The 12,371-nt window shown below is 67.8% G+C and carries 13 protein-coding genes; 7 read left to right on the plus strand and 6 right to left on the minus strand.

The window, feature by feature from the left end; genetic code table 11:
• Position 1 precedes the first annotated feature (1 nt).
• Positions 2–799 (plus strand): succinate dehydrogenase iron-sulfur subunit, encoded by a 798-nt coding sequence (locus tag ACILQR_RS00095; RefSeq protein WP_271145794.1) that lies wholly within the window; start codon positions 2–4, stop codon positions 797–799.
• 3 nt (positions 800–802) lie between these two features.
• On the opposite strand, the gene dnaQ is transcribed toward ACILQR_RS00095, so the two are convergent.
• From dnaQ to ACILQR_RS00120, 5 genes are read right to left on the minus strand one after another with little or no spacing between them, the layout of a single operon-like run.
• Positions 803–1,507, minus strand: coding sequence for a DNA polymerase III subunit epsilon (gene dnaQ / locus ACILQR_RS00100; RefSeq protein WP_271145796.1), 705 nt, complete (start codon positions 1,505–1,507; stop codon positions 803–805).
• Between the two features lie 27 nt (positions 1,508–1,534).
• Complete coding sequence (gene coaE, locus ACILQR_RS00105) at positions 1,535–2,155, minus strand: dephospho-CoA kinase (protein ID WP_395649495.1); 621 nt, start codon at positions 2,153–2,155, stop codon at positions 1,535–1,537.
• Positions 2,152–3,009, minus strand: a complete 858-nt coding sequence (locus tag ACILQR_RS00110; protein ID WP_395649496.1) for a shikimate dehydrogenase family protein — start codon at positions 3,007–3,009, stop codon at positions 2,152–2,154. Before ACILQR_RS00110 ends, coaE begins: the two co-directional genes overlap by 4 nt.
• Positions 3,006–3,617 carry a Maf family protein gene (locus tag ACILQR_RS00115; RefSeq protein ID WP_395649497.1) on the minus strand — a complete coding sequence of 204 codons (612 nt, stop codon included), beginning with the start codon at positions 3,615–3,617 and terminating at the stop codon, positions 3,006–3,008. The genes ACILQR_RS00110 and ACILQR_RS00115 overlap by 4 nt, the downstream gene beginning before the upstream one ends.
• Positions 3,614–4,498 carry a pyruvate, water dikinase regulatory protein gene (locus tag ACILQR_RS00120; protein ID WP_395649498.1) on the minus strand — a complete coding sequence of 295 codons (885 nt, stop codon included), beginning with the start codon at positions 4,496–4,498 and terminating at the stop codon, positions 3,614–3,616. The genes ACILQR_RS00115 and ACILQR_RS00120 overlap by 4 nt, the downstream gene beginning before the upstream one ends.
• Positions 4,499–5,022: 524 nt before the next feature.
• Here ACILQR_RS00120 and hemE point away from each other — a divergent pair.
• The 4 genes from hemE to rho all read left to right on the plus strand — a co-directional run bounded on the left by hemE (position 5,023) and on the right by rho (position 9,276).
• Positions 5,023–6,057: a uroporphyrinogen decarboxylase gene (gene hemE / locus ACILQR_RS00125; RefSeq protein ID WP_395649499.1), complete on the plus strand. Its 1,035-nt coding sequence runs from the start codon at positions 5,023–5,025 to the stop codon at positions 6,055–6,057.
• An 11-nt stretch (positions 6,058–6,068) separates the two neighbouring features.
• The gene (gene hemH, locus ACILQR_RS00130) at positions 6,069–7,124 is read left to right on the plus strand and encodes a ferrochelatase (protein WP_395649552.1); all 1,056 of its coding nucleotides are present in this window, start codon (positions 6,069–6,071) and stop codon (positions 7,122–7,124) included.
• Entirely contained in the window at positions 7,121–7,585 is a 465-nt protein-coding gene (locus ACILQR_RS00135; RefSeq protein WP_395649500.1) for a CopD family protein, read from the plus strand. Before hemH ends, ACILQR_RS00135 begins: the two co-directional genes overlap by 4 nt.
• Positions 7,586–7,839: 254 nt before the next feature.
• Positions 7,840–9,276, plus strand: a complete 1,437-nt coding sequence (gene rho, locus ACILQR_RS00140; RefSeq protein ID WP_395649501.1) for a transcription termination factor Rho — start codon at positions 7,840–7,842, stop codon at positions 9,274–9,276.
• 198 nt (positions 9,277–9,474) lie between these two features.
• On the opposite strand, the gene ACILQR_RS00145 is transcribed toward rho, so the two are convergent.
• Entirely contained in the window at positions 9,475–10,446 is a 972-nt protein-coding gene (locus tag ACILQR_RS00145) for a quinone oxidoreductase family protein (protein ID WP_395649502.1), read from the minus strand.
• Between the two features lie 106 nt (positions 10,447–10,552).
• Here ACILQR_RS00145 and ACILQR_RS00150 point away from each other — a divergent pair, with 106 nt between their 5' ends.
• On the plus strand, positions 10,553–10,792 hold the full coding sequence (locus ACILQR_RS00150) for a DUF6489 family protein (RefSeq protein ID WP_271145805.1): 240 nt from the start codon (positions 10,553–10,555) through the stop codon (positions 10,790–10,792).
• 151 nt (positions 10,793–10,943) lie between these two features.
• The gene (mnmE, locus tag ACILQR_RS00155; protein ID WP_395649503.1) at positions 10,944–12,251 is read left to right on the plus strand and encodes a tRNA uridine-5-carboxymethylaminomethyl(34) synthesis GTPase MnmE; all 1,308 of its coding nucleotides are present in this window, start codon (positions 10,944–10,946) and stop codon (positions 12,249–12,251) included.
• Positions 12,252–12,371 lie beyond the last annotated feature (120 nt).

Below are 12,371 nucleotides of genomic sequence, written 5' to 3' on the forward strand. Positions count from 1 at the left end.
GATGGTTCAACTCACCCTCCCGCGCGGTTCCAAGCCCTCCAAGGGCAAGGTCTATCCGGCCCCGGCCGGCGCGAAGAACGTCAAGACTTACAAGGTCTATCGTTACGACCCGAACGTGAACGCCGACCCGACCTGGGACGAATACCAGGTCTCGTCCGACGACCACGGGCCGATGCTGCTGGACGCCCTGATCCACATCAAGAACGAGATCGACCCGACCCTGTCGTTCCGGCGTTCATGCCGCGAGGGCATCTGCGGCTCGTGCTCGATGAACATCGACGGGCGCAACACCCTGGCCTGCACCAAGGGCTGGGACGAATGCTCGTCCTCGACCATCGCCATCGCCCCCCTGCCCCACCAGGCCGTGGTCAAGGACCTGGTGACGGACCTGACCCTGTTCTACGCCCAGTACGACTCGATCAAGCCGTACCTGCAGTCCGACGACGAGGACCCGACCACCGAGCGGCTGCAGAGCCCCGAGGACCGGGCCAAGCTGGACGGGCTGTACGAGTGCATCCTGTGCGCCTGCTGCTCGACCTCCTGCCCCAGCTACTGGTGGAACCAGACCGAGTATCTGGGCCCGGCGGCGCTGTTGCAGTCGTATCGCTGGATCTCCGACAGTCGCGACGACAAGACCCAGGAGCGGCTCGACGACCTCGAGGACCCCTTCAAGCTCTATCGCTGCCACACCATCATGAACTGCGCCCAGGTCTGCCCCAAGGGCCTGAACCCCGCCAAGGCCATCGCCGAAACCAAGAAGCTGATGGTCGCCCCGGGCCGGAAGAAGCAGGCGGCGTAAGGGTCAGCCGACCCCGTAGCCGTCCCACAGCGAGCGGTCCTTCAGGGTCGCGGCCAGAAAGGCGAGGTGGCGGTCGCGTTCGGCCTCGGTCGAGCGGGGCGCGAGCGGGCGGGGGCGCAGACCGTGCCCGCCGGCGGCGGCGAAGGCGGCGGCCTGTTCGGCACCCTTGCGGCTGGTCAGGTCCAGGACACGCTCCTTGCCGCCGCGCAGCTCCAGATAGACCTCGGCCAGGAGACGGGCGTCGATCAGGGCACCGTGGAAGGTGCGGTCGGCCAGATTGATCTTGTAGCGTTTGCACAGGGCATCCAGCGAGTTGGGCTGGCCGGGATGCTTGGCCTGGGCCAGCGCCAGGGTGTCGATCCAGCGGGTCTCGTGCAGCAGGGCCTGCCCGCAACGGCCGCACTCATGATCGATGAAGTTGCGGTCGAACTGGGCGTTGTGGGCGATCACCGGCGCGTCGCCGATGAAGTCCATCAGGTCGATGACGATCTCGGCGAATTTCGGCGCGTCCTTGACCTTGTCGTCGGTGATGCCGTGGACGCGGATGGCGTCGGGAGGGATCAGGCGCTCGGGATTGACCAACCGGTGAAAGGTCCGCCCCGTCGGCAACAGGTCCAGGATCTCGATACAGCCGACCTCGATCAGCCGGTCGCCCGTCCTGGGGTCAAAGCCGGTGGTTTCGGTGTCGAGGACGATTTCGCGGGCCATGGACGAATTATGGGGCCGTTCGCCGCCTCAGGAAAGGCCGGGCCGTCGCGAAGACCAGCCTGGACTGAGGACAGTTTCGACGATCCGGCGCACCTGCACCCGCGCCGCGTCCAGCCCCCGCCCGGTATCGATGACGAAGTCGGCGCGGCGACGCTTTTCGGCGTCCGGCATCTGGCGTTCCAGGATGGCGGCGAACCGTTCGGGCGTCATGCCGGGCCGGGCCAGGACCCGCGCGCGCTGGATATCGGCATCGGCGCTGACCACGACCACGGCGTCCATGGCCGCGTCACCGCCGGTTTCGAACAGCAGGGGGATGTCCAGCACCGCCAGTCGGACGCCCCTCGCCTCGGCCCGCGCCAGATCCTCCAGCCGCCCGGCCGCCACCAGGGGGTGGACGATCCGTTCCAGCCGTTTGAAGGCCGTGTCATCCCGGCCCAGGGCCTCGGCCAGCCGGGTCCGGTCCACGGCACCGTCCACGACCACGCCGGGGAAGGCCTCGCCTACCGGCCCGACGGCTGCACCGCCCGGCGCATAGAGCCGATGGACCGCATCGTCGGCGTTCCAGACGGCCGCACCCTCGTCGGCGAACATCGCCGAGGTCGTCGACTTGCCCATGCCGATCGAGCCGGTCAGGCCGATGATGATCAAGAGGCCTCTCCAATGGCGGCCAGCAGCAGGGGGCGCAGATTCAGCGCCGGCGGTTCGGTGCGGAATATGGCCCGGAACGAGGGCCCCGCCTGACCGATCAGCATCCCCAGCCCGTCGACCGGCGTCAGCCCCTGCGCCTGCGCCGCCTTGAGAAAGGCCGTTTCGACCGGCCGATAGGTCATGTCCATGACCACCGTGCCCGCCGCCAGCCGTCCCAGGTCCAGGGTCGGCGGAACGCTGAGCGCATTGACGACCAGGGCTGCGCCGTCGAAGGCCCCCCCCTGTCCTGAAATGCCTTCGTCCGCGACCGACACCGCAGGGCCCAGATCGGCCGCCAGCGCCTCGGCCCGGTCCCGCGACCGGTTGACGAGCCGGACCTTCGCCCCCGCCGCCGCCAGGGTCTGGGCCGCCGCCCGCGCCGCGCCGCCTGCGCCCAGCATGACCACGATCGCGCCGTCCAATGTCAGCGCAGGGGCCTGATCGGCCAGGGCCGCCAGCAGGCCGAACCCGTCGGTCGAATCGGCGTGGACCCGGCCGTCCTCGAACACCAGAACGTTAGCCGAGCCCGAAGCGGTCGCCTCAGCGCTGGCGCTGTCGGCCATAGCGAAGGCCTGTTCCTTGAACGGGGCGGTGACATTGACCCCGGCCAGCATCCCGGCCCGGCCGAACGCCACCAGGGTCTCGAACGCGGCCTCGTCGGGCGGGGCAAAGGCGGCATAGACGGCGTCCATCCCCGCCGCCTCGATCCAGGCATTGTGGATGACCGGGCTCAGCGAATGGGCCACGGGCCGGCCAACGATGCCGCCCAGCCTGGCCGCGCCAGTGATCAGACGGCTCGCCGACTTGCCGGTCATTGGATCAACACGCCGCAGCGCCTCAGCTCAGCCAGCACCGGCCACAACGGCAGGCCCAGGACGGTGAAATAGTCGCCCTCGACCCGCTCGAACAGCTGGGCCCCCAGGCCTTCCAGGCGATAGGAGCCGACGCAGGACCGGATCGCCTCGCCTTCTTCGGCGACATAGGCATCCAGAAAGGCGTCCGACGTCTGGCGCATCACCATCCGCGCCGTATCGACCCCCGACCAGACCACCGCGCCGTCCCTGGTCAGGGCCGCGCCGGAATGCAGGGTGTGGGTCCGGCCGCGCATCGCCGCCAGCCGGGCACGGGCCTCCTCGACCGACCCAGCCTTGGAGATCAGGCCTCCGTCAAAGGCTAAAGTCTGATCCGCCCCCAACACCCAGGCCTCAGGCCGATGTCGCGACACGGCAAGCGCCTTCGCACAGGCGAGCTCGACCGCGAGCTCTTCAGGCGACGCATCGGCCATGGCGACCTTGATGGCATCCTCGTCCACCCCCGCGACCTCGACCGTGAAACTGACCCCCGCATTCGCCAACATAGACGCCCGGGCGCTGCTGCCCGACGCGAGTACAAGGGTTTCGCGGGGGGGCGTTCCCCCCGTCACCAGGCGGCTCCGAGGCGGCGTGTGCGTTTTTCGCTGAGCAGGTTGACGATGCCGGCGGCGGTTTCCTCGACCGAGCGGCGGGTGACGTCGATGGTGGGCCAGCCGCGACGCTCGAAGGCCCGACGCGCCTTGACCGTCTCGTCACGCACGGCGTCGTGGTCGACATAGGCCGAGGACCGGTCGGCGTTCAGGCCGTCAAGGCGGTTCCTGCGGATCTGGATCAGGCGATCGGGCGAGACGGTCAGACCGACCACCAGAGGGTTGCGCAGGGCGACCAGCCGCTCTCCATCTTCCTGACCCGGCACCAGGGGTACATTGGCGGCGCGGATGCCCCGGTGGGCCAGATAGATGCAGGTCGGGGTCTTGGACGTTCGTGACACGCCGCACAGGACGACGTCGGCCCCCTCCAGCTGCTCCAGCGTGCCCTGACCATCGTCATGGGCCATGGCGTAGTCGAGCGCCGCAATGCGGTTGAAATATTCGTGGTCAAGCGCGTGCTGGGCCCCGATCCGGGTCGACAGGGCCGCACCCAGATAGCGGGACAGGGCCCCGACCAGCGGATCCAGCGCCCCGATGTGTGGCATGTCCAGGGTCCGGCAGCCCTTCTCGAGTTGGGCCCGCAGGTCCCGATCGACGAGGGTGTGCAGGACCACGCCCGGGGCCACGGCGATTTCCTCCAGCACCCGCTCCATCTGTTTAGAAGAGCGGACCAGGGCATAGATGTGCTCGATCGGGATGACACCGTCGAACCGGGCGGTGACCGCCTTGGCCATGGCGTTCAGTGTCTCGCCGGTGGAATCCGAGACTAGGTGGACGTGGAAATAGGTGGCCAGTCGCGAGACGCCGGGTCCGCGCGCGCCGTCCGTTGGGGCGGGGCTCACGACGGGGTCCGCAAACTGAGGTGGGGATGCATCCGTGGCTTCCTGTGGATCACCCCTGGGACGAGGCGTTCAAGTCCGGTCGAAACGTCCCGTCGCCGGGGCATCGTTCTCTATAGCGCCGCGCCCTCGGGACGGCGAGACGGGATCGCGGGCGCCGTTTGAACCGCCAGAGCCTCGACTGTCCCAAGGGTGACGTGCGCCGTTCGCCTGCATGGGGAAAGTCCTAACGAAAGGTAAACGGTGCCCGTCGTCATCAACCGCCCGAACGGCCCTCAAACACCCGCGCGTTAAGGGTTGGTTAAGGATTATCCCCGGTTTCGACAGGGTGCGATGAATGCGCGCAGAGACCGTTACGCGTCTGTTAAGGTTCTGTTTACGTTCATGGCGAGAAGGCCGTATCATCCCCGTCATCCCGGGCCCTACCTTCTGCCTCCATAATTTTTCTATTCTTGTTCAGGTGAAGGGGAGGGTCAGGCTTGAGAGCGGGGCTTGAGACCAAGGCGGGGGTCTCGTAGAGCCGGGTCATGACAACGCCTGCGCTGCTCCAAGTCCTCGCCGGACAGACTACGCCCCGTCCGCCCGTCTGGTTCATGCGTCAGGCCGGGCGCTACCTGCCGGAGTACCGGGCTCTGCGGGCGGAGGCCCCCGACTTCATCGCCTTCTGCATGAACCCGGAGATGGCGGCCGAGGCGACGCTTCAGCCCATGCGTCGGTTCGGCTTCGACGCCGCCATCGTCTTCGCCGACATCCTTCTGATCCCCCAGGCCCTGGGTCAGGATGTCTGGTTCGAGACGGGGGAGGGGCCGCGTCTGGGCGAAATGCCCGTCGTCGGCCGGATGGCGGAGATGGCGCCGGGGGCCGGCGACCACCTGGCCTCGATCGGCCAGACGCTGTCGCGGGTGCGCGCGGCTCTGGAGCCGGAAAGGGCCCTGATCGGGTTCGCCGGGGCCCCCTGGACCGTGGCGACCTATATGCTGGACGGCCACCACAACCGGATCGGCAAGGGCGAGCGCGCCACGGCCCGGTCCTATGCCTATGCCGAACGCGAGAAGGTCGACGGGCTGCTCGACGTCCTGATCGAAGCCACGGCTCATTATTTCCGGATGCAGCAGGACGCCGGCGCCCAGGTGCTGAAGATCTTCGAGAGTTGGGCGGAAGGGTTGCCCGACGACCTGTTCGACCGGCTGGTGCTGGAACCGCACAAGCGGCTGGTGGCCCGATCCCGCGAACTGGGCGTCACCGTGCCCCTGATCGGCTTCCCGCGCGGGTCGGCTGCCCATGCCGAACGCTATGCCCGTGAGGTCGATGTCCAGGCCGTGGCGCTCGACACCGCCTGTCCACTGGAGATCGGCAAAAGGGTTCAGGCCATCAAGCCGATCCAGGGCGCGCTCGATCCCCTGCTGCTGCGCGTCGGCGGCGACCTGCTGGACCGGCGGGTCGATCAGCTGATGCAGGCCTGGGGCGACGGGCCGTGGATCTTCAACCTGGGCCACGGCATCCTGCCGGACGTGCCGATCGCCCATGTCGAACAGGTCCTCAAGCGGATTGGTGCGCAGTGACCGGCCCGACCCTGAACCGTCGGATCGCCGTCGTCCTGTTCAACCTGGGTGGGCCGGACGATGCGACCTCGGTCAAGCCCTTCCTCTTCAACCTGTTCAGCGACCCGGCCATCATCGGCCTGCCGGGATTTCTGAGGAATGCCGTGGCCCGCTTGATCTCGTCTCGGCGAGAGACCTCGGCCCAGGCCAATTATGCGATGATGGACGCAGGCGGCGGCTCGCCCCTGCTGCCCGAGACCCGCAAACAGGCGGCGGCGCTTGAGACTGTGCTGGGGGCCACTTTGCCGGCCGATCAGGTCCGCACCTTCATCGCCATGCGCTACTGGAACCCGCTGACGGAACAGACCGCCGCTGATGTCGCGGCCTTCGCGCCCGATGAAGTCGTTCTGCTGCCGCTCTATCCCCAGTTCTCGACGACGACGACCGAGTCCTCGCTCAAGGCCTGGAATGCCGCCTATGCCGGGCCGGGCCGCACCCGTGCCGTCTGTTGCTACCCCCAGGCACCCGGCTGGATCGAGGCCCAGGTCGAGGGCATTCGTGCCGCCCTGGTCCAGGCCGGCGACGATCCGGTCCGCGTCCTGTTCTCGGCCCACGGCATCCCCGAGAGCCTGGTGCTTAAGAAGGGCGATCCCTACCAGGAACAGGTCGAATCCACCGTCGCTGCCGTGATGGCCGGGTTGGGCGAAGGCGTTGACCACGTCCTCTGCTATCAGAGCCGGGTCGGGCCGATGAAGTGGCTGGGGCCGACCACGCCCGACGGGATCGCTCAGGCCGCCAGCGACGGCGTCGGTGTCATCGTCGTCCCCGTGGCCTTCGTCTCCGAACATATCGAGACCCTGGTCGAGCTCGACATCGAATACGGCGAACTGGCCCACAGCCTGGGCGTCGCCCCCTATCTGCGCACCCCGACGGTCAGTCTCGCGGCGCCCTTCATCGCCCAGCTGGCCGAGGCCGTGACCGGGGCTATCGGGCGCGCCGACCTCGTCACCGCCCCCTGCGGTCAGGGCTGCAAGGCGCGCTGGAAGGCCTGTCCCTATCAGGCCGAGCTGGAAGGCCGCGCCGCATGAACTCTTATGACATTGCCCGGGGCCTTCACATCCTGGCCGTGATCGCCTGGATGGCCGGCCTGCTGTTCCTGCCGCGTCTCTATGCCTATGACGCCGAACAGGCCGACAAGCCCGAGCCGCTGAAGACCGAGATGCGGACCCTGCTGCGTGCCTGGCAGGGGCGGCTGCTGAAGATCATCCTCAACCCGGCGGCGGCCCTGTCGCTGATCTTCGGGACCTGGCTGATCCATCTCGACGTGCAGATGCGGGGGCCCGAGTTCCTCGCCCAGCCGTGGATGGTCGTGAAGCTGCTGGGTGTCGTCCTGCTGTTCGGCTGGCACGGCTTCCTGTCGGCGGAGCGCAAGCGGATCCTGGCGGGGACGTCGGTGAGGACCAGCCGGTTCTGGCGCATGACCAACGAGATTCCCTTCCTGCTGGCCATCGTGATGGTGCTGTCGGTGACGACGGAGTGGACGTTCTAGGAACTCCCTCTTCCCCTGGGAGAGGGGGCCATCGTCTCAGCCCCGCTTGACCCCGCCCCCCGATCCGTGGTTTCGCTGCGCGTGAGGCGTGGCTTCGGCTGCGCTGCCCTTCTCTCTGCGCCGACCGGTGCGCCTGGCTTCTCAAGCCGCCGCCGGACCCGACGCCCTCCCTCCGGCCCACAAGGCCAATCTTTTCCAAGCCTCCCGTCCCGCGCCGCCTGGCGTCCGGGCGCGCGGCCGAGTGCTATCCCGACATGACCGACATCAACGACACCGAGTCCGCCGCTCCCGAGGCTGAGGCCCTGGACACGCCCTCTTCGGAAGATCAGTCGCCCGACGCGACCCCCGAAGAGATCGCCGCCGCCGACAGCGCCATCGAGGCCGCCGAAGCCGAGGACGAGGAGGAGGGCGAGGCCGTCGTCCCGTCAGGCCGGATCACGCTTCAGGAACTGAACGACAAGACCCCCGCCGACCTGGTCGCCTTCGCCGAACAGCTCGAGATCGAGAACGCCGGCAACCTGCGCAAACAGGACCTGCTGTTCGCCATCCTCAAGGCCCTGGCCGACGAGGAGGTCGAGATCATCGCCGACGGGGTTCTGGAAATCCTGTCCGACGGCTTCGGCTTCCTGCGCAGCCCCGGTGCCAACTACCTGCCGGGTCCGGACGACATCTATGTCTCGCCCTCGCAGATCCGCCGCTTCGGCCTTCGCAACGGCGACACGGTCCACGGGGCCGTTCGTGGCCCCCGTGAAGGCGAGCGCTATTTCGCCCTGCTCAAGGTCGACACGATCAATTTCGAGAGCCCGGAAACGGTCTCGACCAAGGTCCTGTTCGACAATCTGACCCCGCTCTATCCCGACGAGCGGCTGCACATGGAAATCCAGGATCCGACGCTCAAAGATCGCTCGGGCCGGGTCATCGACATCGTTGCCCCGCTCGGCAAGGGCCAGCGCTGCCTGATCGTGGCCCCGCCGCGCGTCGGCAAGACGGTGATGCTGCAGAACATCGCCAAGTCGATCGAGAAGAACCACCCCGAAGTCTTCCTGATCGTCCTGCTGATCGACGAGCGCCCCGAAGAAGTGACGGACATGCAGCGCACCGTAAAGGGCGAGGTTGTGGCTTCGACCTTCGACGAACCAGCCACCCGCCACGTCGCCGTCGCCGAAATGGTGATCGAAAAGGCCAAGCGGCTGGTCGAGCACAAGCGCGACGTCGTCATCCTGCTGGACTCGGTCACCCGCCTGGGCCGGGCCTATAACGCGACCGTCCCGTCCTCGGGCAAGGTCCTGACCGGCGGTGTCGACGCCAACGCCCTGCAACGGCCCAAGCGGTTCTTCGGTGCGGCACGCAACGTGGAACAGGGCGGCTCCCTGACCATCATCGCCACGGCTCTGATCGACACCGGCAGCCGGATGGACGAGGTGATCTTCGAAGAGTTCAAGGGCACCGGCAACTCCGAGATCGTGCTGGACCGCAAGGTCGCCGACAAGCGCATCTTCCCCGCCATCGACGTGCTGAAGTCCGGCACTCGCAAGGAAGAGCTGATCACGCCGAAGGATCAGCTGACCAAGACCTATGTCCTGCGCCGCATCCTGAACCCAATGGGCCCGCAGGACGCGATCGAGTTCCTGCTCGACAAGTTGCGCCAGTCCAAGAACAACGCCGACTTCTTCCAGTCGATGAATACGTAAGGCGACGTCTCCTCCCCGTTCGCCGCTTGGCGAATGGGGAGGTGGCAGCGAGCCTCTTGCGAGCTGACGGAGGGGGCGACACGGTTTCGACGGTGAAGCCTCGCGTACCTCTCACGTCAGTCAGCGTGTCGCCCCCTCCGTCACGATGCGAAGTCGCATCGCGCCACCTCCCCATCGCTGCGCGACGGGGAGGAGACCTTACGGCACCAGGATGCTCGATCCCGTCGTGTCGCGAGATTCCATCGTGCAGTGCGCCTCCTGGATATCCTCCAGTCTGAACGTCCGGCCGATCTCGATCCTGACCCGTCCCGAGGCGATCTCGGCAAACAGGGCGGCGGCGCTGTCGTCCAGCTCCTCGGTCGTGGTGACATAGTCGAACAGGGTCGGCCGGGTGACGAACAGCGACCCGCCACGCGACAGTCTCAACGGATCGAACGGCGGGACCGGGCCGGAAGCATTGCCGAAGATCACCAGCATCCCGCGCCGGCTGAGGCTGGCCAGAGACGCCTCGAAGGTCGTGGCCCCGACCGAGTCATAGGCCACGGCGACACCCTTGCCGTCCGTGATTTCTCGCACCCGCGCGGCGATATCTTCGTCGCGATAGAGGATGGTGTGGTCGCAGCCTCGTGTCCGCGCCAGGGCGGCCTTTTCCGCCGATCCGACCGTGCCGATCACGGTTGCGCCGATCCCTTTGGCCCATTGGCACAGGATCTGACCGACGCCTCCGGCAGCCGCGTGGACGAGGATGACCTGACCCTGTTTCACGTGAAACGTTCGCCGAACAAGGTATTCCGCGGTCATGCCTTTGAGCATCACGCCGGCCGCGACCGTGAGCGGGACTTCGTCCGGCACATGCACGGCGCGGGCCGCCTCGACGACATGAGCCTCGGCATAGGCGCCGACCGGGCCGCTGGCATAGGCGATGCGGTCGCCGACCTCGAACCGCGTCACGCCCTCGCCGATCGCCTCGACGATCCCTGCGCCCTCCAGCCCGAGACCCGTCGGACAGGGCAGGGGATAGAGGCCTGTCCTCTGATAGGTGTCGATGAAGTTCAGGCCCATCGCCTCGTGCCGGACGCGAACCTGACCGGGGCCGGGCTCGGGGGTCGGGACATCGACCACGGTCATCACCTCGGGTCCGCCGGGTGTCTCCATCCTGACGGCGCGCATCAGGCCGGGTTCCTTGCGAACGAGGGGTGCGAGGTGGGCATTGGCGGGTTCCTTTCGGGGGCCGGATCGGCCTAAGAACGCATGAACTCTAGGTCGGAGCGCCGCCGTGAAAGTCAATATCGAGATCGAGTGCGAACCCGCCGAGGCGCGCGCCTTTCTGGGCCTGCCCAATGTGGAGCCGCTGAACGACCACCTGGTCGCCGAGATGCAGAAGCGGATGGACGCCAACATGTCGGCGATGCAGCCCGAGGAACTGATGAAGTCCTGGACCAGCTTCGGCCTCCAGGCCCAGGACCAGTTCCGGCAGTTGATGCAGGCAGCGGCGACGTCGGTGACCAAGCCGTGATGCAAGCTTCTCCTCCCCATCGCGGAGCGATGGGGAGGTGGATCGGAGCTCTTCGCGAGGAGACGGAGGGGCTGTGTCAGCGATCGCCTGCGCTGACACAGCCCCTCCACCCCTTGGGGGTCCCCCTCCCCATTTCATGGGGAGGAGAGCGTTGACCTCCACCGTCTTCGCACTCGCCACCCCGCCGGGACGCGGCGCGATCGCCATCCTGCGCCTCTCAGGCCCAGGAACCGATGCCGCCTTGGGCGCTCTCGGCGCAGGCAGTCCCAAGCCCCGCCTCGCCTCCTTGCGCAACCTGACCCACCAGGGGACCGTCATCGACCAGGCGCTGGTTCTCCGGTTCCCCGGTCCACGATCCTACACTGGCGAGGACTGCGCAGAGCTGCATCTGCATGGCGGCCGGGCGGTGGTCGAGGCGGCGTTGAACGCGCTGATCGCGCTTGGCCTGTGCCCTGCCGAGCCCGGAGAGTTTACACGCCGGGCCTTCGAGAACGGCCGGATGGACCTGGCCCAGGCTGAGGCCGTCGCCGATCTGATCGACGCCGAGACCACGGCCCAGGCGGCCCAGGCGCTGGGCCAGCTCGACGGCGCGCTCAGCGCGACCTATGGCGGGTTCCGACGGGACCTGCTGACGGCTCTGGCGCTGGTCGAGGCGGAGATCGACTTTCCGGACGAGGAGATCCCGGACAATCTGGCCCGCACGGCAGGGCCTGTCCTGGATCGTCTGGCGGCGGATCTGCGGGCCGCCCTGTCCGACGCGGACCGGGGCCGTCGTGTCCGGGAGGGTTATCGCATCGTCCTGATCGGCGAGACCAACGCCGGCAAGTCGTCCCTGTTCAACGCCCTTGTTTCACGTGAAGCAGCCATCGTGACCCCGATCGCCGGCACCACCCGCGACGTGCTGGACGCCGAACTGGTCATCGGCGGCTATGCCGTCACCCTGTCGGACACCGCCGGTCTGCGCGACAGCGATGATCCGATCGAGGCCGAGGGCGTGCGTCGTGCCCGGGCGCGGGCTCAGGATGCCGACCTGCGCCTGTGGGTCCGCGCGCCCGGCGACCCTGAGGGGGCCGCTGCCGGGTTCGCACGGGCCGACGACCTGGTGGTCCTGACCAAGGCCGACCTTGGCACGCCGGGATCGTCATCCAACCACGACACGATCAGGCTCAGCACGACGACGGGTCAGGGACTGGCGGAGCTTCACGACTGGATCGCCGCCCGCCTGGCCCGTGATCTTTCGGGGACCGACTTCCCGGCCGTGACCCGCGAACGTCATCGTCTACGCCTGACCGAGGCCCTCGCCGCCGTCGAGGCGGGTCGCATCGCCCTCGACATCGCCCCGGAGATGGCCGCCGACGACCTCCGCCGCGCCGCCGACGCCCTGGCGCGTGTCACGGGCGCGATCGGGGTCGAAGACGTCCTCGGCGAGGTCTTCTCCACCTTCTGCATCGGGAAGTGAGACGGACGGCTCTCCTCCCCATGCGCAGCATGGGGAGGTGGCGCGGCGCTTCTTCAGCGCCGTGACGGAGGGGGCGACACGGCCTCGACGGCGAGCCCTCTGACAATCCTCACGCCAGGC

The organism is Brevundimonas sp., assembly GCF_044239655.1.
In the GTDB taxonomy this organism is placed as follows: Bacteria; Pseudomonadota; Alphaproteobacteria; order Caulobacterales; family Caulobacteraceae; genus Brevundimonas.